Annotated in this window: 24 protein-coding genes and 1 pseudogene; 23 read left to right on the top strand and 2 right to left on the bottom strand. The window is 49.0% G+C overall.

Annotation, left to right across the window (positions count from 1 at the left end; translation table 11 throughout):
• Positions 1–242 precede the first annotated feature (242 nt).
• From ABID13_RS20725 to ABID13_RS20695, 7 genes and pseudogenes are all read left to right on the top strand, one after another.
• Entirely contained in the window at positions 243–467 is a 225-nt protein-coding gene (locus ABID13_RS20725; RefSeq protein ID WP_048929357.1) for a hypothetical protein, read from the top strand.
• Positions 468–486: 19 nt separating this feature from the next.
• Positions 487–1,347, top strand: coding sequence for an aldo/keto reductase (locus ABID13_RS20720; RefSeq protein WP_045092326.1), 861 nt, complete (start codon positions 487–489; stop codon positions 1,345–1,347).
• A 21-nt stretch (positions 1,348–1,368) separates the two neighbouring features.
• Positions 1,369–1,620 carry a hypothetical protein gene (locus ABID13_RS20715; protein WP_197092167.1) on the top strand — a complete coding sequence of 84 codons (252 nt, stop codon included), beginning with the start codon at positions 1,369–1,371 and terminating at the stop codon, positions 1,618–1,620.
• Positions 1,571–2,083: a nitroreductase family protein gene (locus ABID13_RS20710; protein WP_048929356.1), complete on the top strand. Its 513-nt coding sequence runs from the start codon at positions 1,571–1,573 to the stop codon at positions 2,081–2,083. Before ABID13_RS20715 ends, ABID13_RS20710 begins: the two co-directional genes overlap by 50 nt.
• A gap of 24 nt (positions 2,084–2,107) precedes the next feature.
• Positions 2,108–2,581: a flavodoxin gene (locus ABID13_RS20705; protein WP_048929355.1), complete on the top strand. Its 474-nt coding sequence runs from the start codon at positions 2,108–2,110 to the stop codon at positions 2,579–2,581.
• Positions 2,582–2,594: 13 nt separating this feature from the next.
• Complete coding sequence (locus tag ABID13_RS20700; RefSeq protein WP_048929354.1) at positions 2,595–2,891, top strand: Dabb family protein; 297 nt, start codon at positions 2,595–2,597, stop codon at positions 2,889–2,891.
• Positions 2,892–2,982: 91 nt separating this feature from the next.
• Positions 2,983–3,348, top strand: a pseudogene (locus ABID13_RS20695) (family 1 glycosylhydrolase); the annotation flags it as partial.
• A 197-nt stretch (positions 3,349–3,545) separates the two neighbouring features.
• Here the strand turns inward: ABID13_RS20695 and ABID13_RS20690 are convergent.
• Together ABID13_RS20690 and ABID13_RS20685 are read right to left on the bottom strand one after the other, a co-directional pair.
• Complete coding sequence (locus ABID13_RS20690; RefSeq protein ID WP_007867362.1) at positions 3,546–4,301, bottom strand: GntR family transcriptional regulator; 756 nt, start codon at positions 4,299–4,301, stop codon at positions 3,546–3,548.
• Positions 4,302–4,340: 39 nt separating this feature from the next.
• Positions 4,341–5,201 (bottom strand): sugar phosphate isomerase/epimerase family protein, encoded by an 861-nt coding sequence (locus ABID13_RS20685; RefSeq protein ID WP_045092321.1) that lies wholly within the window; start codon positions 5,199–5,201, stop codon positions 4,341–4,343.
• Between the two features lie 219 nt (positions 5,202–5,420).
• Between ABID13_RS20685 and dctP the strand changes: the two genes are divergently transcribed.
• The 16 genes from dctP to ABID13_RS20605 all read left to right on the top strand — a co-directional run bounded on the left by dctP (position 5,421) and on the right by ABID13_RS20605 (position 25,232).
• A complete protein-coding gene (gene dctP / locus ABID13_RS20680) occupies positions 5,421–6,524 on the top strand; it encodes a TRAP transporter substrate-binding protein DctP (protein WP_048929353.1) in 1,104 nt (367 codons plus the stop codon).
• Positions 6,525–6,563: 39 nt separating this feature from the next.
• Entirely contained in the window at positions 6,564–7,052 is a 489-nt protein-coding gene (locus tag ABID13_RS20675) for a TRAP transporter small permease (RefSeq protein WP_007867353.1), read from the top strand.
• A gap of 13 nt (positions 7,053–7,065) precedes the next feature.
• Positions 7,066–8,343, top strand: coding sequence for a TRAP transporter large permease (locus tag ABID13_RS20670; RefSeq protein ID WP_007867351.1), 1,278 nt, complete (start codon positions 7,066–7,068; stop codon positions 8,341–8,343).
• Between the two features lie 29 nt (positions 8,344–8,372).
• Entirely contained in the window at positions 8,373–9,224 is an 852-nt protein-coding gene (locus ABID13_RS20665; protein WP_045092319.1) for an aldo/keto reductase, read from the top strand.
• 324 nt (positions 9,225–9,548) lie between these two features.
• Positions 9,549–10,187 (top strand): orotate phosphoribosyltransferase, encoded by a 639-nt coding sequence (locus ABID13_RS20660; RefSeq protein ID WP_007867344.1) that lies wholly within the window; start codon positions 9,549–9,551, stop codon positions 10,185–10,187.
• A gap of 346 nt (positions 10,188–10,533) precedes the next feature.
• Positions 10,534–11,406, top strand: coding sequence for a tyrosine-type recombinase/integrase (locus tag ABID13_RS20655; RefSeq protein ID WP_007867341.1), 873 nt, complete (start codon positions 10,534–10,536; stop codon positions 11,404–11,406).
• 278 nt (positions 11,407–11,684) lie between these two features.
• Entirely contained in the window at positions 11,685–12,191 is a 507-nt protein-coding gene (locus ABID13_RS20650) for a hypothetical protein (RefSeq protein ID WP_007867340.1), read from the top strand.
• 64 nt (positions 12,192–12,255) lie between these two features.
• On the top strand, positions 12,256–13,503 hold the full coding sequence (locus ABID13_RS20645; RefSeq protein ID WP_007867337.1) for a bacterial transcriptional activator domain-containing protein: 1,248 nt from the start codon (positions 12,256–12,258) through the stop codon (positions 13,501–13,503).
• 179 nt (positions 13,504–13,682) lie between these two features.
• On the top strand, positions 13,683–18,827 hold the full coding sequence (locus ABID13_RS20640; protein WP_048929352.1) for a Cna B-type domain-containing protein: 5,145 nt from the start codon (positions 13,683–13,685) through the stop codon (positions 18,825–18,827).
• Complete coding sequence (locus tag ABID13_RS20635) at positions 18,820–19,479, top strand: hypothetical protein (protein WP_007867333.1); 660 nt, start codon at positions 18,820–18,822, stop codon at positions 19,477–19,479. Before ABID13_RS20640 ends, ABID13_RS20635 begins: the two co-directional genes overlap by 8 nt.
• Positions 19,480–19,491: 12 nt before the next feature.
• On the top strand, positions 19,492–20,235 hold the full coding sequence (locus ABID13_RS20630; protein ID WP_048929351.1) for a BsaA family SipW-dependent biofilm matrix protein: 744 nt from the start codon (positions 19,492–19,494) through the stop codon (positions 20,233–20,235).
• 17 nt (positions 20,236–20,252) lie between these two features.
• Positions 20,253–21,218 (top strand): BsaA family SipW-dependent biofilm matrix protein, encoded by a 966-nt coding sequence (locus ABID13_RS20625; protein ID WP_045092313.1) that lies wholly within the window; start codon positions 20,253–20,255, stop codon positions 21,216–21,218.
• 116 nt (positions 21,219–21,334) lie between these two features.
• Complete coding sequence (locus ABID13_RS20620; RefSeq protein WP_007867322.1) at positions 21,335–22,270, top strand: BsaA family SipW-dependent biofilm matrix protein; 936 nt, start codon at positions 21,335–21,337, stop codon at positions 22,268–22,270.
• A 15-nt stretch (positions 22,271–22,285) separates the two neighbouring features.
• The gene (locus ABID13_RS20615; protein WP_007867320.1) at positions 22,286–22,783 is read left to right on the top strand and encodes a signal peptidase I; all 498 of its coding nucleotides are present in this window, start codon (positions 22,286–22,288) and stop codon (positions 22,781–22,783) included.
• 50 nt (positions 22,784–22,833) lie between these two features.
• Positions 22,834–24,468, top strand: a complete 1,635-nt coding sequence (locus ABID13_RS20610) for a BsaA family SipW-dependent biofilm matrix protein (protein WP_007867317.1) — start codon at positions 22,834–22,836, stop codon at positions 24,466–24,468.
• The gene (locus tag ABID13_RS20605) at positions 24,468–25,232 is read left to right on the top strand and encodes a class B sortase (RefSeq protein ID WP_048929350.1); all 765 of its coding nucleotides are present in this window, start codon (positions 24,468–24,470) and stop codon (positions 25,230–25,232) included. Before ABID13_RS20610 ends, ABID13_RS20605 begins: the two co-directional genes overlap by 1 nt.
• Positions 25,233–25,270: the final 38 nt, after the last annotated feature.

Below are 25,270 nucleotides of genomic sequence, written 5' to 3'. Positions count from 1 at the left end.
GTTGCATTTACCCATGTCATGGTGCATTTACAACTTCGTGAAATTTCCAATGTGCATTTACAACTTCAATGTTGCATTTAGGATTTCAACTAACCGGGTAGGGGTAGGAGTAAAATCTGCAATACAAAAAATGAATTTCCACGCACTCAATATAGGCATTTTACATTTTGAAATGATCATTCTATACTGTAGGTGTACCAAGAAAAACGGTGCATCTACAGTTTTTTATAGGGAGAGGTGCTATGGACGAAACGGAAAAAATGGCAGGGCAGCTTCGGGAGATGGGATTTTCTAAAGCAGAAGCTGCATATTATCTGAAACTGCTTTCTGCCGGAGAATGTTCTAATTCCGAAAGGCTGCGGATTCTTGGCGCGAAACGTAAGACAGCCTTGGATGAAATCCACAGATTAGAGAGCGCTATCATGAGCATGGACACCATGCGAAACGACATCAGAAACAAAAAATAACAGTCAGGAGGAACATCAAATGGAGTATGTCACATTAAGTAACGGAGCAGCAATGCCGATGCTGGGGTACGGCTGTTTCCTGATCAGCCCGGAGGAGTGTGAGCGTTGCGTCACAGATGCCATCGAGGTCGGGTACCGGGCGATTGACACGGCACAGGCTTACTACAACGAAGAAGGAGTAGGTAACGCTGTCAGCAAGGCGGTTGCCGCAGGCAAGGTGAAACGGGAAGAACTGTTCATCACCACCAAGGTCTGGATTATGAACGCCGGATACGAAAAGGCAAAGGCTTCGATTGACGAGTCCCTGCGCAAGCTGCAGGCCGGTTATATTGACCTTTTGCTTGTCCATCAGGCGTTCAATGATTATTATGGTACATGGCGGGCTATGGAGGAAGCATACAGGGACGGCAAGGTGAAAGCCATCGGTGTCAGCAACTTTTATCCCGACCGCTTCATGGATTTAGCGCTGTTCAGCGAAGTCAGACCGATGGTCAACCAACTGGAAACCCATGTGTTCCAGCAGCATAAGAATGACCGCAGATTCATAGAAAAATATGGAGCAAAGGTGGAGGCATGGGCTCCTTTCGCCCGCGGAGAAAAAGGTATCTTTATAAACCCGGTCCTGACATCCATTGGCCAGAAGTATGGCAAGACAACCGGGCAGGTTGCGCTTCGGTTTCTTGTACAGAGCGGTATTCCTGTGATTCCAAAGTCCGCTCATAAGGAGCGTATGGCTGAAAACTTAGATATCTTTGATTTCCAGTTGAATGCTGAAGAAATGGGGCAGATTGAGGCTCTGGACCAGGGCGTGAATCTATTTATGAATCATGAAGATGCGGCCCAGATTGAAGATTTCTTTGCCCGGTTTGGCGTGAAGTAAAGGACGGAGGCAGAAACGGATTTGTCTGATGAAGGTGCCCACGACCCTAAAACGATGAGCTGTCTTCGCGATTACTACACCGGTTTGTGCGGCTATATGCACTTTCAGTATATGGGTATGATATTGGGAACCGGATGTGGCAGCCCTGATATGACCCGCAAAACCAGCCACATGAAAAAGCCTATGAGCTTGGAAAATCATTATAAATCAGGAGGAAAACAATATGGAATTTCAGAAAGTAATGAAAGAACGCTATGCCTGCAAAAAGTTTGACGGCCGCCCGGTGGAAACATCACAGCTTCATGCCATTCTGGAGGCAGGACGGCTGGCCCCCACCGCAAAAAATCTTCAGGAGCAGCACATCTATGTGGTGCAGTCTGAAGAAGCGCTTGCCAAACTCGACAATGCAACTCCCTGCCGCTATGGCGCGGCAACGGTTGCTGTTGTAGCGTTTGATAAAAACAATGTCTTTACTTATCCGGGTGAAAAACGGGATTCCGGAGTTGAGGACGCCAGTATCGTGGCAACGCATATGATGCTTGCGGCCAAGGCTGAGGGGGTGGACAGCTGCTGGATCAACTTCTTTGATCCGGAGGAAATGGCAAAGGAACTGGGACTTCCCGAAAACGAAGAAGTGCTGATGTTGCTGGATTTGGGATATGCGGCAGAGGGGACAAAACCCCTTGCAGCGCACAGTCAGCGTAAAGAGATTTCTGAAACTGTCAGCTATATGTAAACAATAAAAATGGAGGAAATGATCATGAGTAAAACATTGGTAGCATATTTCTCTGCCAGCGGGGTAACCGCAAAGCTGGCAAAATTGTTAGCAGATACAATTGGTGCGGATCTGCATGAAATTCGGCCTGAAAAACCTTATTCAAGCGCGGATTTAGACTGGATGAATAAAAAGAGCCGCAGCAGTGTGGAGATGAACGATAAATCCTTCCGCCCCGCTGTTGCAAACAAAGTGGAGAACATGGAACAGTACAATCGGGTGTTTGTAGGATTCCCCATATGGTGGTATGTGGCCCCTACGATCATCAATACCTTTTTGGAGCAGTACGACTTAACTGGCAAGAAGGTCATTCCGTTTGTCACCTCCGGGAGCAGCGGTATGGGAAATACCAATGCCGAACTTACGGAGTCCTGTAAAGGAGCCGTACTCTGCGATGGCAGGCGGTTCAATACAAATGTAAAAGCCACAGAGCTGAAAGCCTGGGCTGAAAACTTTTAAGGAGGAATCATCAATGATACGGCATATTTTTATGGCTACCGCAAAAGAAGGAACTCCCGATGAAGTAATCAATCGGAAAATGGATGAAATGCGTGCAATGAAAGACAGCGTTCCTGCAATCCAGGCAATCACTGTGGCAAGGAATCTGGGCTGGGCTGGTCCTGCAAATGTAGTCACCATGACTGTTGATGTAAAGGATAAGGCGGGATTTGACGCGCTGCTTGCAAGCCCGGCACATTGTGAAGTCGCAGACAAAGCAGTTGAGGCGTTCCGTACCGATAATTTCGTGATGGCGCAAATTGAACTTTAGAGTGTGTCTTAAAAATGCTTGTGTCCGGCTGGCGGCACCGCTTTCCATGCAAAAGCCGGTAAGCGTGCCATAGGGAAAGATAAAAACAAGGAGGGACGGTTTGAATGAAATTTACGACCGTTACCATCTGCCTATGATGGTAGTGGAAAATGGTTTGGGAGCCCATGATACGGTGGAGGCAGACGGAAGAATCCGTGATGATTACAGGATAGACTATCTGCGGCAGCACATTGAGCAGATGAAGCTGGCCGTTGAGGAAGATGGGGTTGACTTAATCGGATATACCCCGTGGGGCTGTATTGATCTGGTTTCAGCGTCTACCGGGGAAATGGCAAAACGGTACGGTTTTGTATATGTCGATAAATTTGATGATGGAACCGGGGATCTTTCCCGCAGGCGTAAGGATTCTTTTTACTGGTACAAAAAGGTCATAAAGACAAACGGAGAGGCTTTGTAAAACATGGGAAGCCATTTCACTGATAGGGATGCTGGGACCGGCATCCGGGATGTATGGAAAACCTTATTTGGAACCATTGAAGGCGGTAAAGCGGTATTGCCATGGTGAAATATGAATCACTGAAAAACTCCTTCCTGGGATGGAAACAGGAAGGAGTTTTTTTGCATTGGCTGCAAGAGATTATGGATCAGGTTTGATCAGGGCCCGGTTCCGCCCTCGGTCCCATTGGACGTCCCTTCCTCCGGCTCCTCCTTGGGGGTACGTGTAAAATACCGGAGCAGACATAGGGAATTGGAGGAAAGCCCGTTGCCGAATAGGTTGATATAATCCTCCTTGGATGAGCGCACATGGTCAATGACGGCCTGGCGTCCTTTCTCATAGTCCTGGTCCCGGATGGCATCCAGTATGGCCTGGTGCTTGACACAGGCTTTGCTCTGCAGGGAATTTTCAAGAAAGGAGAGAAAACGCATTCTGGTCAGCTGAAGCAGGATCTCGTCATGGGCTTTGACCAACCGCTTGTTATTGGAAAGGGCAACCAGCTCGTTATGAAACTGCTGATCATAGAAAAAATGCTCCTTGGCCTGGCCTGCTTCATTGGTGGATTTCATATTATTGGTGATATCCTGAAGGGCTTTCAGCTGGTCAGGTGTGATCCCTCTCCTCCATGCAAGCATGAATGCCGTGGTTTCGATCCCCTCTCGAAAATCAAAGAGATCCTGTATATCCTCTGTTGTTATGGTTGAAATGCGGTAATTCTTCTTGCCGCTCTGTTCTTCCAGCAGCCCCTCATTCTCCAGCCGCATTAATGCCTGCCTGATGGGAGTACGGCTCATGTTCAGTTCCTTGCTGAGAAGATAATCGGATACGATTTGACCGGGGAACAGATCAAAATCAAAAATCTGCTGCCGTATTGTCTCATAGGCCTTTACAGCCAGACTGCTTTCTTTTTCCATCATATCCTCCTGTAACAGCTTCCAAATGATAGAACCATTTTAATCCATTTTCAGTGAAATGTCAAAGTGATTAGGGGAGGGCAAGGATAAGTTGCGGCATGTGTTATGAAGGTAAGCGGCAGAGGCTTCTATGTCAAACAGAAGACTGTTCTGGATGTTTCCTTCCACTGCCAGTGTGCCCTTGTAATCCATTTCTATCAGCTTTTCATAGATAGCGGTAAAGTCCATGCTTCCCAGCCCGGGGAATGCACGGTTGTTATCGGAAATATGAAGGTGAGGATAGTAGGACTGATACGCTTTCAGGGAATCCAGCACAGAGGTTTCCTCTATGTTCATATGATATGTATCAGCCAGAAGGCGTATCAGGGGGCTGTCCAGACAGTCAATGATCCTGGCCCCGTCCTTCAGGGTTTTGATAATGGATGATTCCTTGTGGTTGGTGGCCTCCAGGAGGACCAGGACCTGCTTTTCTTCTATATACGGCTTCAGCTCCATCATGGATGTAAGGAAATGCTGTTCCCCGTCCCTGCTGCCGCTCTCAGGGCCTCCTTTAAAAAATCCCAATATGATCCCGCACCCCATAGCGGCAGCGTAATCAATATTCTGACGGCACCCTTCAACGGCCTTTTGCCGTTCACTGGGAATGGCGCTGCTGAGGGAGAGATGATGTGTTTTGGCATAGGCGCCGGTTGCAAGCATATCCATCTTAAGGCCGTACTCTTTTAATAAACCATGCAGTTCCTCCGGTTTGATCAATCCTAAATCAGGTAAATTTAATTCCACACCATAAAATCCTTCTCTGCGCAAAAGCCGGAACAGCATCCTGATTTCAGGAAACTGTTCTTTTGTCTCCAAGACACATTGAAAACTGGTCTTAAAGGGAAACGATACTTGTTTCATACCCGGTTGTATCCTCCATATAAATTTAATTGTAGTTTACGTTCAGCTTGAATATAGTTTAAAACAGAATACAAAATTTGTATACAAAAATTGTATACGAAAAATGGATTCAAAATTTGTGCACAATTACCATTGCGAAAAATATGGTCATTTATTACAATACCACCATAGAGATGGCTCTAAAAACTAACAAAACGTATAATCAGGGAGGTTCTTCAAATGAGAAAGATGATGAAACGTATGGCAGCAGTGACAATGGGAATGGCAATCGCAATGACGGCAACCGCCTGCTCTTCCAATTCAGGAAATGCAGCTCCTGCATCCACTCAAAAGGAAGGCACAGACGCTGCCCAGTCCAAAGAGGAGAAAGAAGAAAAAGGAACAGAGGCGGCCGGTGAGAGCTACACATTGATGTTCGGACATGCCCAGACCGAGACCCATCCATACCAGGCATGTTTCCAGGAATGGGCGGATGCGGTTGCAAAAAAGACGAATGGCGGACTTGTCATTGACCTGTACCCCAGCAACACACTTGGCTCAGAGGAGGATATCATTAACTCATTTAAGGATTCAGACACAAACTGGGGCTACAACACGGATTTTGCCCGTCTGGGAACCTATGTACCGGAGCTGGCAATGTTCAATCTTCCATATTTTGTGGAAACCATGGATGATATCAATGCGGTCAAAGAGCTGGATATGGTAAAAGAGTGGATCCAGGAACTGGAGGCTGAGAACGATATTAAGGTAGTGTCCCTGAATCTTGTGCAGGGTTACAGGAACGTGGTGGCAGGCAAGGCGGTGACCAAACCAGAGGACCTGAAGGGACTTACCCTCCGCTGCCCCAATACGGAGATCTGGAGAGCGGCTGTGAGTTCACTTGGATGCAGCGTTCAGGGAATGGGACGCGGGGACATTTATAATAATCTTGTAAACAAGGTGATCGATGGTTACGAAGATGTGTATCCCTGTATTGTTTCCGAAAGCTATTATGAGATCAAGAACGTGAATACGATTTCCGAGACACATAATATTCTGCTGTTAAATCCCGTGGTAGTTGACGCCGGATGGTTCAACAGCCTTCCCGAGGAGTACCAGACCATTCTGATGGAAACCTGCGATGAGGCAAGCAGCGCCTGCTCGGAAAAGATGCTTGGTGAGTTTACGGAAGAAGCAAAACAGAAGTGTATTGACGAGGGTATGACTGTGATCGACCATTCAGAGATAGATGTTGATGCGTTCCGGGAAGCTGCAAAGACATCTTATGAGCAGCTTGGGCTTACAGATACATATAACCAGGTGATGGAAGCACTTGGAAGATAGGGATGAGTGATTCCGGTATAGAGAGAGGTAAAACTGAGGATGAAAAAGTTTTTTGAGATTCTGAACAAGGCAGAGCTTGCAATTACAATGACCTGTGTAGTGGGTTTTACATCCGTATTAATGCTGGGGGCCGCGGTGCGCCTGACAGGCCATCCCTTAAACTGGTGTAACGATGTGGCCCTTTTGATGCTGGCCTGGACTACATTTCTGGGCGGGGATGTGGCGTTCAGGGCAGGAAGAATGGTGAATGTGGATATATTAATAGGTAAGCTTCCGGTTGCACTTCAAAAAGCAGTGGCTCTGATCGTATACGCCGTTTTGCTGGTCATGATGTTTGTGATGGTAAGGCAGGGGCTTCAGCTATGCGCCAATGTGGGCAAACGGACCCTGGAGGGGATTCCCTTTCTAAGCTATGTATGGGTTGCCGCCTCCATACCGGTTGGTTTTTCCCTGATGTTCATAACAGCTGTTAAGCGTCTGTATGACCTTATGAAAACAACAGACAGCACAGTCATATCAAAGATGTAAGGAGAAAAACATTATGATTACTGTCTTTATCGTATTTTTGATCCTTTTGATCATAGGTGTGCCGGTTGCATTTGCAATCGGTGCATCGGGAATGGTGTTCTTTTTGCAGAATACTCATTTTCCTCTTACCCATGTTGCACAGCTTCCCCTTACCCAGGTCCAGAGCATATCCATGCTTGCCATTCCTCTGTTTATCCTGGCCGGAAACCTGATGAATAACGGAGGGGTCACAAAACGCCTTGTAAGTCTTGCAACACTGCTCACCGGACATATGAGAGGCGGCCTTGCCCAGACCAGCGTGGTGCTCAGCACCCTGATGGGAGGCGTGTCCGGCTCAGCTACCGCGGATGCAGCCATGGAGGCGCGTCTTTTGGGCCCGGATATGATCAAGAGCGGTTATTCCAAAGGATTTTCCGCCAATGTGCTGACCTTCACTTCATTGATCACAGCCACGATCCCTCCGGGAGTAGGGCTGATCATCTACGGTACAACAGGAAGCGTTTCCATTGGCAAGCTGTTCTCAGCCGGTATCTTTGTGGGGCTTTATATGATGATCGTCCTGATGGTGTCTGTGGCAGTTATTGCCAGAATGAGGGGATACAAGCCCATACGCCGGGAACGAGCCACTTTAAGGGAGATCGGCATTAACCTGAAGGAGACCATATGGGCGGTTATGTTTCCTGTGATTCTGCTGGTGGGCATCAGGATGGGATTTTTCTCACCTTCCGAGGTGGGAGCATTTGCCTGCTTTTATTCTGTGTTTGTGGGCGCATTTATCTATAAGGAACTGACCGTTCAGTCCTTCCTCAAGGCATTGAAGGACAGCATTGGGGATATCGGCTCCATTATGATGATCGTATCCCTGACCGCGCTGTTTGGTTATGGGATTCCCATTGACAAGATACCTCAGAAGATGACTGCATTTATTACAGGGATCACAACCAATCCGGCGCTGGTGCTTGTACTCATCATAATACTTCTTGTATTTGTGGGAATGTTCATGGAGGGCTCGGTTGTAATTTTGCTTCTGACCCCCATCCTCCTCCCCATGTGCCAGTCCGTGGGGATTGACCCGGTCCATCTGGGGCTTCTCATGTGTGTGATAGTTACCATGGGCGTTAATACGCCGCCGGTTGGAATGAGTATGTACACGGTCAATACCATACTGGACTGTTCGCTGCAGGAATACACAAAGTCCATGATCCCATTTTTAGCCGCGATCCTTCTGGCCATTGGACTCCTGGCGTTTTTCCCGGATGCGGTTTTATTCCTGCCGCGATTGCTTTATTAACTGAAGAATAGGATGAAAGGATCATTCAGATGAATCATTTAAGCGACTGCTTTGTTTTAAAGAATGGGGTAAAGATCCCCTGTCTGGGATATGGCACATGGAGGACACCGGAGGGGAATGAGGCGGTGCAGGCAGTAAAAGATGCCATTGCCGCCGGGTACAGACATATAGACACAGCCCAGCTCTATGGAAATGAAAAGAGTGTGGGAACGGGAATCCGGGAATCGGGGATTCCAAGAGAAGAATTGTTTGTAACAACCAAACTTAAGAATACGGAACAGGGATATGACAAGACTCTGGCCGCATGTGAGGAAAGCCTTCGGCTTCTGGGACTGGAATACCTGGACCTGTATTTGATCCATTGGCCCATTCCTGCACTGTACCGGGACAATTGGAAGCAGGTCAGCAGGAATACCTGGAAAGCCTTTGAACGCTTATATGATGAAAAACTGGTCCGTGCCATTGGACTGAGCAACTTCCTGCCTCATCATATTGAAAATATTGAGGCGGAGGCCAATATACAGCCAATGGCGGACCAGCTGGAGATACATCCGTTTTTTACCCAGAAGGATACAGCTGCTTACTGCAGGAAAAAGGGAATCCAGGTACAGGCCTGGAGTCCCCTTGGCCATGGCACCGTGTTAGACAACCAGGTGCTCTGTGAGATTGGCAGCAAGTACCATAAATCATCTGCCCAGATTGCCCTGCGGTGGGAACTGCAGCAGGATATTATTCCGATCACCAAGTCCATGAACCCGGGGCGGATGGCTCAAAATGCAGATATATTTGACTTCTGTCTTACAGCCCAGGAGTGTGTCCGCATCACCGGATTGGGTGAGGATGGAAGGACGGGGCCGGATCCGGATCATATCGGCTTTTGATCCGACCGCTGCCAGAATCAGGCTCATCAAGGCGAATTTGAAGGCCTGGCCGAGGGCCCGGCCGAACCGGGAGATGCGTGCTGGAAGGCGCCTGTTTCAGGGACGTGGCCGATCAGGTTTCCGGAAACGCTGTACAGTTCAATGATCTTTAGTTCCAGCTCACTTTCATGGAGGGGATTTTCCATTGGGCACTGTTGCCAATGACCTGGCTGCATGTTCTGGATTCATGCCCTGGATTCACTCAACCCTTGTATCAGACGTGATTCTTTAGTATAATAATAGATAGATACCGATGTTGTGAACCACTGAAAAGGGGGCGTTTTTATGGATAACAAGTATGTGAAGATACATACAACCGGCTGTGAGGCACCGCTTAAGGTTACACCCGGACACTTTGCCACCAATCATGCCCATATCAATTATTACATTGATATGACTACTCTGAAGACAAGGCTCAGTGAGGCGCAGGAGATTGCCAAAAGCCTGATGGGAATGTTCCTCTATGACACGGTTGTGGACACCATTGTGTGCCTGGAGGGAACCCAGGTGATCGGAAGTTTTCTGGCTCAGGAGCTGACCGGAGCCGGAGTTCTCTCCATGAATGCCCACAAAACCATCTACATTGTGACGCCGGAGTACAACAGCAACAGCCAGATGGTATTTAAGGAAAATATCCTGCCCATGATACGGGGCAAGAATGTGATCCTGCTGACCGCATCGGTCACAACCGGGCTTGCCCTGAATAAGGGGATCGAGTCTGTCCTGTATTATGGAGGGGTTCTGAGAGGGATCACGGCCATATTCAGTGCTCTGGATGAGATAAACGGGCATAAGATCACTTCTATATTTAATAAAAGAGATGTTCCGGAATATGCGTTCTATGATTACAGGGACTGCCCGTTCTGCAAACAGGGCAGGAAGCTGGAGGCGCTGGTGAATTCCTACGGGTATACCAGCCTGTAAGGATAAAGCATTATAAGAATCATACCCTTGTCCACTGAGGGTATCAATTGTGCCGGACATCTGTCCGGCATGTTCCTTCTGCTGCATTTCCTTTGCAAAGGGGATCCGCTGCTTGATTTTTTTAACAATAAAATGTTATATTTATTTTTGTACGGGAAAAACAGAAATGGGAGTATGATTTGCGAAATAAAAAACCAAGCTAAAAGGAGGCCTTATACGGGCTTCCTTTTCTATATTTACCCGGCAAAATAAGAAACATAAAGTGTACTCTCGGAATCTCAGCCGCAAAGATGGGTGCCGGGGAGACTCCGAGAGTACACTAAACAATCTAGTAGGAGGAACGGACATGTTGAAACGAACAATTGCAGGCGGAACGATCGAAGAATACTGTCTCTGGCTGCAGCATAATGAGATGAGCCAGGGAACCATTTATAAATACAGATATTATCTGAACCAGTTTGAACAGTTTATGGATGGGTCAGCAGTTACCAAAGAAAGGGTTATGGCCTGGAAGGAAACACTTAGGGGAAATCTGTCGCCGGTGACCGTTAACGGCGCCCTGGCTGCTGTCAATGGATTTTTCCGGTACTTGGAATGGAATGACTGTCTGGTTAAGTTTATAAAAGTGAAGCAGCAGGTCTTCTGTTCCGGACAAAAGGAACTGAAACGTGAGGAATACCTGCGGCTGGTGGAGGCTGCGCGTGTAAATGGAAATGAGCGGCTATGCCTTTTGCTTCAGACCCTGTGCTCCACAGGCATACGAATATCGGAACTTTCCTATATTACGGTGGATGCGGTGGAAAATCAGATTGCACAGGTGGACTGCAAAGGAAAGGTCAGGACCATCTTTCTCACACAGCAGCTGTGCAGGCTTCTTAAGGAGTATGCGGGGAAAAGGAAGATACAGTCCGGCGCCATTTTTGTGACACGAAGCGGAAAGCCCATGGACCGCAGCAATATATGGCGTGAGATGAAAAAAATCGGAATAAAGGCAGGGATCGATCCGAAAAAGATATTTCCCCATAATCTGCGCCACCTCTTTGCAAGGGTGTACTACAGCCAGGAAAAGGATCTGCTGCGGCTGTCAGACATACTGGGGCACAGCAGTGTCAACACGACACGTATCTATACAATGGAAAGCGGGGAAAAACATGTCAGACAGTTGGAACGAATGGGGCTGCTCATAGAACATTACAACAGAATTCCTCTTTTGTTGTAAACAAAAGGATATCGTTTGGAGTTATTATACTACATATTTTTTATGTTTGCCATAGAAATGTGATTGCCTCATACATTTTTTTGAATTATCGGCACAATAAATAAGCTGGTCTAAATCAAATTTTTTCCAGCCTGTTTATTGTGCTTATTTTATTGTTCCCTCAGATGATCCGGGGAATTGAATGGATGAGGAGACAGTTACAAAGGAGAAATTTACAACAAAAGAGGAATTCTGTTGTAAATAGAAGCCAAGGTACTTTAAGTAAAGGGGACGAAGAGATGGGCAGTGAGATCATACAGGACGAAGAAGCCATGAAACGCATTGAGGAGCTGGTGGTATCGGACCGGTCCAGCACCATGCTGGTCTGTATTCAGGGAACCGAGGAGGGGGAAGTGTGCGGGGAAATTTACAGCTGCTACCTTAAGGAACCCATATGGTTCAGCGGAGTGGGAGACATGGTGCTGAAACTGGATGAGATGTGCAACTGGGTTGGTATGCCTCATGCAACAACGGATCCGCGCTTCCTGAATATGGAGACGGAAAGGCGTTACAGGGAAGCCGGTTCCCATCATCCACAGGCGGACAGGAGCAACCTGACGTACACCATGGACCAGATTCCCTTTAAGCAGGCGTTAAAGGCCAGGGAAGTGCTGATCGTCTATGTGAAATACAGACAGTTCTCCAGTTTGCAGGGAAGCATCAGAGGAAAGATCACCAAGGGCAAGGTGGTAAATTTCAGAAGCGCCCTGGAACTGATGCGCATGATCAGCATGATACAGCTGTAAACCAGGAGCAGGGAGCTTTTCAGGGCAATGGCTCCGGCACATGATGATAAAGGAGGCGGACCGTATGGGCGGTAAGATTCTGCGTGTACAGATGCTGGGTAAATTTACAATGCGTTATGGGGAGGACCACATACTGTTCCATAAAACAGGCAACGCTAAATCCGTGCGTCTTTTCCAGATGCTGCTGCTATCAGGAGAGCAGGGGATTGCAAAAAGTGAGATTATGGATTTCCTCTATGGGTGGAGCGAGGGGACTGACGCGGGCAACCGCAATAAAAACCTGAACAATCTGTGCTACCGGCTCAAGGGACAGCTGGCGGCCTCCGGCCTTCCGGAGGAGGAATATGTAGTTATACAGGATGGGATATGCAGGTGGAAGAGCAGCTTTAAGGTTGAATTAGATGCGGCCTATTTTGAAACACTGGTACATAAGGCAGAGGGGAGCCGGGGAGGTGAACGGACCGCGCTGTTCCTTCAGGCCAATCAAAACTATTACGGAGAGCTGCTGCCCATGAACCAGTCCGACATGTGGTTTTATGAGAAGAGTGAATCTTTTAAACGCCTATATGTGCAGACGATCCGGGAGTTGGAGCAGGCGTTTAAATCCAATAATGACTACCAGAACCTGCTGAAGCTTTACACCAGGGCATCTGCCGTCTATCCCTTTGAGAATTGGCAGACAGAGCAGATACGGTGCTGCCTGGAAATGTACCGGTATGAGGAGGCCATTGATATTTATAACAGAACCATGGAACTCTACGCAAGGGAGATGGGGAGTCCGCCGGCGGAGGAGATGCAGAAGTGTTTTGAAGACCTGGAACTGTTTGAACGGAAACATAAACGGAGCATTCAGGCATGGCACATAACGGACCGGTATTTTATGGGCAGGGAAGGAGATATCACCAGGGCCATATTTGAGGAAGGCGTTATCACGGGAGCGTATTACTGTACATATCCAAGCTTTATTGACTACTGCCGCCTGCTGCTTCGGGCCAGGGAGCGCCATGACCTGAACCCGGTGCTGATGTTCCTCACCCTGGGGCAGCAGGAAAAAAGAAGAGGGCAGGACAACCGCATATACCAGATGGAGCTGCTGAAGGACGTGATCGGCAGTTCCCTGAGAAAAGGGGATGCGTATACACGGTACGGAAACCGCCACTATATCCTCCTTCTCACAAGGATCAACAAGGAATCCTGCAGTATCATATTTCAGCGGATCGAATCCGCCTACAATAAGATGCCGGGCAGCCGGGGAGAATTGTGGTACCATGTGACCATGACCCAGGAACTGGAAAAGTCCATGCTGGAATAAAACTTTTATCGCCATTGCAATGCGGGATGGCGATATTTTTGCGCCGCACATAGAAAATTGGGAAAATGCATTGGATGTGGCAGGATGCAGGATACCCCCTTTGATAAAATTAGCATTAAGGAACAGTGTCCTAGATTAAGAAAAATATAAGAGTTTGCAGAACATACAGGAGGTAAATGATGAATCGGAGATTGGAAGCGGGCTGGAAGAGGATAACGTCTGGTTTTTTGGCGTTTACCATTGTAAGCATACTGATACTGGGCAATTCCGGGATTGCATTTGCCGAAGAATATGGCGACAGGTTCTACCGGGAGGAGACGGATCTGTCGGAGCTTGGCGAATTTTCCAAGGCCATGGTCAGCAATGCCAGTTTCAAAAATTCAAAAAAGGATGATGTGGTAATCAGCATTTTTTCGGAGGAGGGGGACTTCCGCCCAGGGGGGCTGGTCAGCTTGGATGTTCATCTTAAGAATGAGACGGGAACTGTGGTCACAGATGGCACACTGACATATAGCGCAAAGGGGATTCAGGCGGACTCGGCGGAGTTTTTTCTTTTGGAGGAGTCAGAAGAAGATGCATTTGATACCGGCATACCGGATGATAGTATAGCGGATGATGGCACACTGGAAACAGGTATTCCGGAAAATGAGGATGGCACAAAAGGGCTGGAGCGGATCGATGGGATCGAACTGGCTCCCGGGCAGATTTATTCAGTACGTTTTACATTTTCCATTGATGAAGATATTGAGGGGGTACGGAACCAGCAGGTAAAATTCCAGTTTAACGGAAAAGGTGAAGAAAAGAGAATACGCGTCCGTGAGAATTTTTTATATACGGTCAATTATCTGAATATGGATTCCGTTGAATTCCAAGATGGAAACCGAATAGGAACAGGTGAGATGGTCACTATGGGAATCCGTGCATCCATGTTTGATTTTGACGCAATCCTGGAAGATTCCTTTAAGGATGAGGCAGATATTGCTCCTGCTACACCGTCAGAGGCTGTTCCGGTCGTTCCACCGGCTACGCCATCTGAAGCACTTCCTGCCACGCCGTCACAGGCCCGGCCGGATATACCTACAAAGCCGGTACAAGAGATGACGGAAGAAGGCCCGGGCATACCCCGGGAAACTGAGGCCCAGGCACCCTCTGATTCGGGAGAAAACCAGACAGAGGAAACCACAGAGGCATTGCCGACAGTGTCAGGGGAAACCGAGACACAGGCACCCACGGAGACTGAGGGAACCACTCCTCTGCCCTCCGCTGGGGAAGCGGCCGCCGAGCAAGGGGAAACCGAGACACAGGAATCCACAGAATCTTCACCCACTGATTCAGGGGAAAACCAGACACAGGCATCCATGGAGGCAGGATCAACAGATCCAGAGGAAACCACAGCCCAGGCGTCAGACGAGTCAGGACTAACAGAAGCAGCAGACACAGAAACAGCAGACACAGAAGCGGCAGACACAGAAGCGGCAGACACAGAAGCAGCACCAACCATGTCATCAGAACACGCTCAAGGGGATTTGACAGAGACAGGGGTGACAGAGCAGGACCAAAGTGAAAAAATGGGGTCTGAATCCGTGGTTGTAATTGAATCAAAATCGGAAGATCCTTCAAATGGACATAAAGATACCGCTGCAAAAGATGCCGGGGAAACCCGGAAAAATGCAGATGAGGAGGAAAGCGAAGATTATACGGTAGACCTTGGGAAAGTAAATTACAGGATTGAAATGTACAACGCCAAGTTAAACGGCTTTAAGGTGAGAAAGGCAATGGTGGATGATGTAAGGGAGAATATGCTGATCTGTTCGTACCGCGTGTCCGGGAATGTGAGCCCCGGGATCTATTTTGGAAAGATTACCCAGGAGAGCAAGATAAAAGGAAAAACCTGCAAATCCACCCAGGGATTCTCACTGATTGTAACAGGTGACGGGGAGATCTCCCTGGAAGGCCGGATTGGGAATGCTGCCGTTACGGTAAGCGGACCAGTGGATTCCTTTCCTGAGGCGGACCAGATGGCTGTGAGAGTCTCCGAAGTAGGGCAGGAGCATATGGCCCAGGTGGACGAGGCGTTGGAGAAAAAGTCTCAGGAGGAGGGGATCTCTATTCAATCCTACAAAGCCCTGGATATAAAGCTCTACGCGGACGGGGTTGAGGTTGAACCGGTAGGCCCTATCAATGTAGCCTTTAAAAATCTGGAGCTGGAAAAGCGTGATCCTGCGGCTGCATCCAACACGCTGGCGGATGTACCGGGTGCAATCCAGGTGTTGTCCCGGCAGGAGGAACCGGCAGACCCCAGTGAACGGATCCAATCCGGAGGAGATGAGATCAAAGTCTACCATCTGGATGAAACGCAGGTTGTAGCAAATGAGATGAACAGCACGGTGGCATCTGACGGAACTGTAGTGATGGAAACAGATCATTTTTCCATATACATTGTGGTCAACGTGCCGGAGGCAAAAGAAGTGCCTGTGACAGTGGAACACTGGGCACAGCTGGATAAGATGACATTTGACAATAGTGGTAAAATAAAGGAATCTGTCTCCGGGAACAGACTGTATCCGGGAGCCCAAAGCGGAAGCACGTATGCAAAGCAGGAGGTAAAAATATACAGCGATGATAACCTGACCCTGCCCAATGGATCAGGCACAGGGGTGGATTACTCTATTGCAGTCTCCAACTGGAGTAAGGTTGCCCTGGGCGGTAATTATACGGTAAAAAGCGTGACCATAACCAATGCGAATTACCCCAATGGACAGACCTTTACGGAAAATGCCACAGACCAGAAGATCTATCTCACTGCGGCCAACAATAAGATAAAAATCAACTATGTGCCTACCTCGGGCACCATTAAGGGATATACGGGATTCCACGATTATAATGTTACGGTGGAAGGAAAGACCACGGATGGGAACCATGGAACCCTTAACACCAGCAAGGTGGGAATGAACAATACCTCCCTGGGAAACAGCTCCACCCGCATCGGCGTTGGGATCGGAGGAAACGGCCAGGCACAGATACGCCATGGTTATACAGGGGTGCCAAACAATGCAGGTTCCGTGGTGACAGGGATTCCCAAAGAAACCCTGGCCGCAGACAATACGATTAAGTTTAATTATCAGGATCCGGGCCTTTTTGCAACCCAGGATATCACCACCAGTGAAACATATAAGGACGGTAAAAAGGTGACCTATTATGCCAAGAAATACCTGCCGAACTATCAGCTGGGTTTTGAACGCCAGGGGGACACCTATACACTGGAATCCGTATATGACAGTTCGGGAAAAACACTTTTGAAAAACCTGGATCAGATCGTCTATACATGTGACAGCTGGAACGGATCCAAAAAACTTTATTCCAACCTGTTCTGGCCTTTGGACAGTGTCAGTTACAACAACGCGGTTAACGGAAAAAACAGAGATCCTCTGTTTGGCTATAACCATTACGGATTCCCTCAAAATGATGAGGACGTGAACAAAAAGGGGATCACCCACAACTGGTTTTTTGGAATGCGCTATGACTTTGAGTTTGTCCTGGGAGATTACACCGGGCCCATGGACTATTACTTCAGGGGAGATGATGATTTCTGGCTGTATGTGGACGGCAATTTGGTAAGTGACGTTGATCTGGGAGGAATCCATTCCGCGGAAGGCGCTTATGTGGACCTGAAGTCATGGATGCAGAACAAGGGCCTTCTAAGCGATAAGAACCAGAAACATACCATGTCGGTCTTCTTTATAGAGAGAGGAGGAACCGGTTCCTGCTGTTACATGAAATTCACACTCCCAAGCGTCACATCAATCCCAACCCCGGAATCCGAGACGGTTTCCCGCACGGTCCGGAAGCTGTGGCTGGATGGAAATAATGAGGATAAGAAACGGCCTGAATATATCTATGTCCAGCTGAAACAAGATGGCGCTTCCTACGGTAGTGCGGTCAGGCTGGAGGCCTCCAATGGCTGGGAGTATACGTGGGATAACCTGCCCAAATATAAGGAAGTAAATTCAAATGAGGAGCATGTTTATACCGTAGAGGAAATAGGAACAATTGTTGGTTATACATCAAGCATCAATGGGATGACCATCACTAATACCCGGCTCACGGATATCAATGTGAGGAAACAGTGGGTCGGTGGTGCCGGAGAGGGTTCTGTTCAGGTGGGATTGTTTAAGGATGGAAGTACAAGGACGGGTGACATTATCACACTGGACAGCTCTAATAACTGGTACGGCACATGGCAGAATCTGCCGGGGTATGATTCTGGAGGGACAAGGATCAACTATGTTCCCTATGAGGTTGACTCTTCCGGTAATAAGGTGGAAGCCGGAAGCACGGTACAGATTGGTGAGGGACAATATATTGTCACTTACAGCAGCGATCACTCTGTGATAACCAATACTTATAATCAGAAAGACCTGGCAGTGAAAAAAGTATGGGTGGATTATGAAAATGCCTACCATACGCGGCCTGAGATATTGGAGGTCCAGCTGTATCAGAATGGGGCGGCCTTTGGCGAACCTGTAAAACTCAGCGATGCCAACAAATGGACAGCAGGTTGGAAAGACCTGCCTGTAAAAGCCGATGGAAGCTCCCCGCCGTATGTTTACACGGTGAGAGAACTGGACCAGGCGGGCCAGCCCATAGAGGATGGCAGTACGGCGGTATTATCCTCCGGATACTCTTATTCAGCATCCTACGATTCCAGCGGTACGGGGACATCCGCCAATCCGTTTCAAATAACCAATACCCTTTTGGCGGCAAAACTGAGGATCAAAAAGACAGTGGAACAGAACGGCCTTGAAAATGAACCCATTGATTCTTCCTACAAGTTTGTGATACAGGTTCTGGACAGTAAGGGAGCTGTCTATACACAGACTGCTCTTGGAAATGGAGAGGAAAGCGGGGCAATCCTTGTGATTCCTTCCAAGGAAGGGCAGATCTTTTCCATTGCGGAGATCGTACCAATGGAATACACCATGTCACGTATGGAAAGCGAACCGGCAGACGCGCTCTCAGGAGCTGAGAACGGGGACAAAGTTACAGTGAAACCAGGTGACGATATCCTGGTGATTCTTACAAACACCCCTGACCATGAGAGCTATTTCCATCACACCGCATCAGTCACCAATGTAAAGGGATTTACAAATGGGGAGGGAACGGATTTCAGGCCGGAGAACCCGTTTACAGAATATCATGGAAGTGACAATCCTCAGTATATGGCATCGGCCTTTACCTCGGACTGCATCATGGTGTTTGTTGAAGACAGAGGTGTAGCGCGCGGCCAGAGAAAACTGGAGAAAGGAGATGATCTTTATGGATAAAAGAAAGGTCTTATCCAAGCTGCTGCCAATGATCGTGCTGGTATCCCTATCCATTGCAGCCGGAGTAACAGGCGCCGCGGTCATCCACTCCATGCAACTGGAAAATCCCATAAAGACGCCTGTTGTAGAAGGGGGTATAACAGAAAACCTGGACCAGGGGGCAAAGGAGGTTTCTTTTACAAATAATGGGGAGGCAGATGTGTTTTTAAGAGTTGCATTTGCGCAGTCATGGATTGCACAGGATGGCACGGTTCTCCCTAATCATATAGTGGATGCATCCGGCCAGTCTCTGCCTTTGGCTGTCCCCAGCCTTTCATTGGACGGCAATTGGGAAAGCGGGGAGGATGGATGGTATTACTACAAAAAGGTGCTTCCCGGTTCCGTATCAGGCATCCAGGACCGCAGTACGGAAAAGCTGGTCCGGGGCGTGGATTTTATAGATTTGTCAGGGATAGAGGACCAGAGGTATCAAAATGCGGAGTATAAATTCCATTTCACAATGGAGATCGTGCAGTCCAGCGATGACTGGAATGTCAGCTTGAAGGCAGTGCAGCGGCTTTTTGACAGGGACATTTCAGTGACGCCGGATAACTGGGACAACAATAAATATGGATGCAGTATTAACTGGAATGTTGATTCCGGAAAAAATTAGGAGGTGGTTGTTTTGAAACGATTAGAGATCCATACACGGCTGAAAAACAAAAAGACAGCCGGTCTCCTGATACTGGTTATATTGCTCCTGTCATTTGCAGTCACATTGGCATATTACAGTGATGTGATGACCCTGGCCAATCCCCTGGGAACTTCCCACAGCGGGGCGGCCATGGTGGAAATTTTCGACCCGGAGAGCTCGTTCCTGCCCGGAGAGACAGTGATTAAAAAAGTTTCGTTCCAAAACGCAGGTGAAATGGACCTGTTCCTGCGTGTTGAAGTACCGCCACAGGAGAGCTGGTGCCAAAAGGGACAGGGGAGCAGCCCGCCTGTTATCCTTGAAAAGGAGGCTGGCTACGACACGGATCATGTGATCAAACATTGGAATCCGGGAGTCTGGACCGATTCCGGCCAAGCAGAGGGAAATGTAGATTATATGAACATGGAGACTGAGTTCTGGTCAAAGTCATATACGGATGAGAACGGAAAGAGCTACCGGTATTATAAACAGGTCCTCCCGGCAGGGAAAACCACGGACTGTATCCTTGAGAGCATCAGTTTAAGCGATGAAGTGTCAAATGACCGGCATGACGTGGATTACAGTGATAAGATTTATAAACTGACCTTCCATGCAGAGGCGGTTCCTGTTGAGGAACATGATTCGGCACTGGGGGTACAGTCACAGTGGAATATGGTGGTTCAGGAAGACAGCAGCGGCGTACTGACATGGAGTCAGGGCAGCCGGGCCGGTGAATGATACAGGAGGACAGGAGAATGAGAATAAATGGAAAAGTGATAGCAGTGGCCGCAATGCTGGCAGTGGCCGGGATCGGCGGGACATTTGCTTACTTTAACCAGACTTTGACAGCCGCCAACATATTTGATACAGGGAAATATGATACGGAACTGGTTGAAGAGTTTAAGCCTTCGGAGGGTGAGAACTGGGGGCCTGGAACCAGTGTGAATAAAGATGTGACAATCCGTAACACAGGTACCCTACCCGTGGTAGTGCGGGTGAAATTCCAGGAAAAGTGGGTCAGAGGACAAGAGGAATTTTATTTTACAGACACCTCCCAGGAAAAGGAGCGGCCGGTCGCCATTGGAAGCCCATCCAATGCCAACAATGCATTTGAGAATGTTTACCAGGGTGACCCGGAAGACGGAATTGCCGATCCTGACGCGGATGACTCAGTGGTATTTAAAAGCATGATGCCGGACGGCGGCTGGGTTTATAATCCGGCGGATGGATATTATTACTATATGTATGTCCTTCCCGGCGCAGTAGAGAAAGAGGATGGCAGCCATGAAATTGCGGAGACAACCAAGCTCCTTGACGGAGTGACCCTGGCGGAAAATGTGGATATGGGTTCCTACAAGGAGATCCGGTATTATGCCACCACGGGTCAAAGACCTGAAAATGGAAGCAACGACTGGGTGGAATTCGCCACGGCCAGCAATGCGTCCAGCCCTCTTGGATATGATTACATTTCCACCAGGGAAATGAATGAGCGCCTGAAAGCGGATGGAAACCAGATAACCTTTATGAAATCAGTTACTGATCTCACAGATGCCAGGCTGGCCGGGTACAGTGACGCTGATTATACCCTGGTGGTGGCAGCCCAGACCGTACAGGCAACGGACCAGGCCGTCAACACGGTTTTTGGAGAAGGCGGTGTCTTTGATTTTAAGCAGCTTGGATGTGAGTGGAAGCTGATCAGCGAATCAGAGGTCCAGAAGTAAGTTCAGCTGTCCATAAAAGAATGATCAAACAGGTTATTGCCGCCTATGTTTTTTGATGGACGGACCAATATAACAAAATAAAAGCATAATAATATGAAAAAGCAGGAGGAAAAGACATGAAGAAGTTAAATAAGAAAGCAGCAGCAGGAATCGGGCTTGGAGCATTAGCCCTGGTGGGAGGAACATTTGCGTACTATTCACAGACGGCATCCCTGGATAACCCGTTGAGCACGGGCAAATATACCACCCAGCTGGTGGAGGATTACACGCCGCCAACGGAAGATTTAAAGCCGGGCGCTAAGTGGGATAAGAATGTAGGGGCGGAGAATACCGGAGATTATCCCGTCCTTGTCAGGGTAAGCATGAAAGAAAACTGGTCCTACAAGGGAGAAACGGATCCCTACAAAACCATATTGAGCGAATCGGAACTGTTTGACAACGGGACCTATGCCGGCGGAATCTTTGACGCAGACCAGGTTAATGACACCGATGGCCTGGCACCCGCAGAAGACGGCACCGTGGTACATAAGAACATCCTGACCAATGACGGCTGGATCGATGGAGGGGACGGATACTGGTACTGGAACGGCGTTCTGGAGAAAAAGGGATCAGATAAGTCCAGCACCACCCACCTGTTGGAAGGGCTGACCATGGCCACGGATATCGACCTTGGCCACTATGAGACAAAAGAGTACTATGCCGTTGCGGCAACACAGCCGGATCTGGATAATACCAGTGCCTGGACATTGATCGACTGGACCCAGGTTAGTGATGAGAATAATGACGGCCTTAAAGATATACGCGACCTGGCAGCTGTCACGTCTATTCCTGAGGGAGAGAGCCTGTTCCGCAAATCCGAATCCAATTTGGACAGCAATAAGAAGGGCTACGGGGATTCCAACTACACACTGACCGTTACCTCTGAGTTTGTCCAGGCCACCGCTGATGCAGTAAACGATTCCTGGAAAGATTTCGATATCACTGCATTGACCAATGTACAAGTTAATGCAGAGGACGGCGTGAATCTTGAGAATAAAACCGTTACACCATAATACAGAGGCTGATGAATGAACGTTCTGAAACAATTGTTTAATATCCTTTCATGGCCCGTGTATCTGTGCATTGTGGGATACCTTCTGATCGCAGCGCCCATGCTGGCCGGTTACCGGCCGGTGGTGGTGCTCAGCGGAAGTATGGAGCCCGCCTTTCCTGTTGGGAGTGTGATCTACTATAAAGGGGCCGCCTTTGAGCAGATTCAGGAGGGAGACCCCATCACCTTCCATGCAGGTGAGGATGGCTCGCTGGTCACCCACAGGGTGGTGGAAAAACAGGAGCTGAGCCGTGATTTTATCACTAAGGGAGATGCCAATGAGACTGCGGACCCCAACCCGGTTTCATATGACCGAGTGGCAGGCAGGGCGGCTGATGTGAAGATCCCCTATGCCGGATACTTTGTCACCTGCGGCAGGACACCCCAGGCAATTGGGGTCATGGGAGGGATCCTGGTGATTGGGATATTACTTGATTTTATCTGCCCGGGAAAGAAGCGGGAGGAAAAGGCATAAACGCCTGTTGGAAGCAGAGCTGTAATCCGTTTGGACAGGAGATTGATGTTATGAAAAAAGGCAAGATCATGTTATTGGGCCTGGCAGTTCTGGCGGCTGCATCGGTGGGAACTACCTGGGCGGCGTGGTCCCAGGTAATACGGACCGGCAATGAATACAGGGTTCCCAGGTACAAAACCAGCCTTGAGGAGCATTTCCGCCAGCCGGATGACTGGCAGCCAGGTATAACCACACAAAAGCAGGTATGGGTATCCAACAACCTGAAAGCAGAGGACGGCAGCCTGGAGAGCGGTGTGCCCGCCATTGCCAGGGTGGAGATCCACCAGAGCTGGATCAGGCGGGAAAATGTTTACGTCCTGGATCAGAATGGCAATGAGACAGCGGTCCCTCCCCTTGAGGGGGAAGCGCTGCCCCCTGACTTTGTAACAGACCAGGGAGAGCGCCAGTATGCGGCAATTCCTGCATTTAATAAAGAAGCCGTTATGGTGCTCCGGTCCGGAATGGCTCAGGATGCCGGCATACGCCTGAATTTGCCCTATGCAGACAAGGTGGAGGATGCCAGGGGAAAGTGGCTCCTGGTGGATGAGGAGCCGTCTGAGACAGGAAATTATATATTGTATTACATAGGGGTGATACAGCCGGGGGAAGACTCGCCGGTGTTTTTGGAAAGCGTGACCATGAACCCCCTTCTGGAGAACACCATAACGGGAAAAGACACCTATTATGAGAAGACAGAGGATGGTTACAAGCAGATTACCGTGACCCGCACCAATGCCAAATACGGGTATGACAGCAGCAGATATACCATGGATATAAAGGCCACCACGGTGCAGGCCACCAAGGCGGCGGTGGAGCATACGTTCACCGGCGGGTTTAACCAGGAAGTGATCCGCTACCTGGCCGATCAGGTGGCGGATCCCGGCGTCTATGACGCCTCAGGCCTGGAAAAGAAGCTGACCCTGGTCTACAACCGGGGAAGCCAGAGGCTTGAGTATGTACCTTACCGCTCAGGGACCGGGGAGGAGGAAGGGAACTGGTTTATGAGTTTTACGGACATGGTTCCGGGAGGTATTTACAAAGACCGCCTGAAGGTGGAGAATACCACATCCAACCAGACTGCCAGAGTCTATATGCGGATCGATCCAAGAGAGCAGGAGCAGATAAAAGACGAGCTCCTGGAAAAGATCACCATGAAAGTCATATTCCAGGGCAGTGTCCTCTATGAAGGAAAGGTGACCGGCGCCAGATACGGGGAAGGTGAGAATCTCCAGGAACTGATCCCCCTGTGTTATCTGAAAAGTGGTACATCCGAGGAAATCCAGGTGGAGCTGCAGCTGGATCCATCCATTACCTGTGACCCGGTAACGGGAGCGTGCGTCTATGCCGACCAGCTGGCCAAGATCGACTGGGAATTTATGATCCAGACATTCTCAGATAATGGCGGAGGAGGTGGTGGAGGCGGCGGAGGCGGCGGAGGCCGAAGAAGCGTAACCACCATTGATGACACAGAGGTTCCCCAGGCTGTCATGATCCCTGATCCTGAGATCCCGTTGGCAGCACTTCCAAAAACAGGGGACACCACCCCGCTGCTTATGCTGGGAGCCATGACCGCGGTCAGTTTCCTTCTGCTGTCAGCCCTGGGGGTTCTGTGGTTCAGGACTCGCAGGAAAGAGGATCAGGTGTGATGGTCAAAAAGCAGGGGATCAGGCGTACCGTCCTGACATTGTCCATTCTTTCAGTCCTGGCAATCTTTCTGGTGTCCGCGGGACTGCTGTGCCGTTCCCTGTATGAATACAGGAAAGGGGAAAAGGAGTACGGGGAGCTTCGGCAGTATACAGCCAAGGCTTCCGGACAGGAACCTGATCCCCAGTCTCCGGGCAGCCTGCCCGCCGGGGGGCAGGAGCCCATGCTGGCTGTTGATTTTGAGGCCCTTAAAAAGCTGAATCCCCATATCATTGCATGGATCCACATTCCCGGGACGCCGGTAAGCTATCCTGTGACCCGGGGTGAGGACAATTCCTATTACCTGACCAGGACATTTTCCGGTGCATATAACGGGGCCGGATGCATTTTCATGGATTACAGAAGCAGTCTGCCCTCAGAGGGCGGGAACATGGTCCTCTATGGACATAACATGAAAAACGGTTCCATGTTCGGTTCCCTGAAGCGTTACTGGGATAATGAATATTATAGGGAACACGCCTCCTTTTACCTGTACACGGCAGAGGGGGATAATTTCCTGTGCCATATTACGGACCGCCGCAGGATCCCTGCGCAGACCGACTTTTTTTCCAACATGCGGGATAAAGAGGAGGAAACAGGTGAAAGTGGCAAAGCAGACGAAAGTGGCAAAGCGGACCGAGATGCCGGGGTCACACTGGTGACCTGTGTGGCCGGGAAAAATGAGGAACGGCTGGCAATAGAGGCGGATGCAAAGCGGATAGAATGACAGATAAAAGGGAGAGGCCCAGTCCATGGAGCCTCCCC

The organism is Enterocloster citroniae (assembly GCF_040545455.1).
GTDB lineage: Bacteria > Bacillota > Clostridia > Lachnospirales > Lachnospiraceae > Enterocloster > Enterocloster citroniae.
Note: the sequence above shows the minus strand (reverse complement) of the source record. Positions and strands in the feature narration are given on the sequence as shown.

What these genes read in the sequence shown, in the direction of transcription:
- ABID13_RS20700 (WP_048929354.1), top strand. Translation starts at nt 2,595, where the DNA reads ATGATACGGCATATTTTTATGGCTACCGCAAAAGAAGGAACTCCCGAT.
- ABID13_RS20645 (WP_007867337.1), top strand. Translation starts at nt 12,256, where the DNA reads ATGGGCGGTAAGATTCTGCGTGTACAGATGCTGGGTAAATTTACAATG.
- ABID13_RS20710 (WP_048929356.1), top strand. Translation starts at nt 1,571, where the DNA reads ATGGAATTTCAGAAAGTAATGAAAGAACGCTATGCCTGCAAAAAGTTT.
- ABID13_RS20650 (WP_007867340.1), top strand. Translation starts at nt 11,685, where the DNA reads ATGGGCAGTGAGATCATACAGGACGAAGAAGCCATGAAACGCATTGAG.
- ABID13_RS20675 (WP_007867353.1), top strand. Translation starts at nt 6,564, where the DNA reads ATGAAAAAGTTTTTTGAGATTCTGAACAAGGCAGAGCTTGCAATTACA.
- ABID13_RS20620 (WP_007867322.1), top strand. Translation starts at nt 21,335, where the DNA reads ATGAAGAAGTTAAATAAGAAAGCAGCAGCAGGAATCGGGCTTGGAGCA.
- ABID13_RS20635 (WP_007867333.1), top strand. Translation starts at nt 18,820, where the DNA reads ATGGATAAAAGAAAGGTCTTATCCAAGCTGCTGCCAATGATCGTGCTG.
- ABID13_RS20640 (WP_048929352.1), top strand. Translation starts at nt 13,683, where the DNA reads ATGAATCGGAGATTGGAAGCGGGCTGGAAGAGGATAACGTCTGGTTTT.
- ABID13_RS20670 (WP_007867351.1), top strand. Translation starts at nt 7,066, where the DNA reads ATGATTACTGTCTTTATCGTATTTTTGATCCTTTTGATCATAGGTGTG.
- ABID13_RS20685 (WP_045092321.1), bottom strand. Translation starts at nt 5,201, where the DNA reads ATGAAACAAGTATCGTTTCCCTTTAAGACCAGTTTTCAATGTGTCTTG.
- ABID13_RS20610 (WP_007867317.1), top strand. Translation starts at nt 22,834, where the DNA reads ATGAAAAAAGGCAAGATCATGTTATTGGGCCTGGCAGTTCTGGCGGCT.
- dctP (WP_048929353.1), top strand. Translation starts at nt 5,421, where the DNA reads ATGAGAAAGATGATGAAACGTATGGCAGCAGTGACAATGGGAATGGCA.
- ABID13_RS20705 (WP_048929355.1), top strand. Translation starts at nt 2,108, where the DNA reads ATGAGTAAAACATTGGTAGCATATTTCTCTGCCAGCGGGGTAACCGCA.
- ABID13_RS20665 (WP_045092319.1), top strand. Translation starts at nt 8,373, where the DNA reads ATGAATCATTTAAGCGACTGCTTTGTTTTAAAGAATGGGGTAAAGATC.
- ABID13_RS20655 (WP_007867341.1), top strand. Translation starts at nt 10,534, where the DNA reads ATGTTGAAACGAACAATTGCAGGCGGAACGATCGAAGAATACTGTCTC.
- ABID13_RS20615 (WP_007867320.1), top strand. Translation starts at nt 22,286, where the DNA reads ATGAACGTTCTGAAACAATTGTTTAATATCCTTTCATGGCCCGTGTAT.
- ABID13_RS20690 (WP_007867362.1), bottom strand. Translation starts at nt 4,301, where the DNA reads ATGGAAAAAGAAAGCAGTCTGGCTGTAAAGGCCTATGAGACAATACGG.
- ABID13_RS20720 (WP_045092326.1), top strand. Translation starts at nt 487, where the DNA reads ATGGAGTATGTCACATTAAGTAACGGAGCAGCAATGCCGATGCTGGGG.
- ABID13_RS20625 (WP_045092313.1), top strand. Translation starts at nt 20,253, where the DNA reads ATGAGAATAAATGGAAAAGTGATAGCAGTGGCCGCAATGCTGGCAGTG.
- ABID13_RS20660 (WP_007867344.1), top strand. Translation starts at nt 9,549, where the DNA reads ATGGATAACAAGTATGTGAAGATACATACAACCGGCTGTGAGGCACCG.
- ABID13_RS20725 (WP_048929357.1), top strand. Translation starts at nt 243, where the DNA reads ATGGACGAAACGGAAAAAATGGCAGGGCAGCTTCGGGAGATGGGATTT.
- ABID13_RS20605 (WP_048929350.1), top strand. Translation starts at nt 24,468, where the DNA reads ATGGTCAAAAAGCAGGGGATCAGGCGTACCGTCCTGACATTGTCCATT.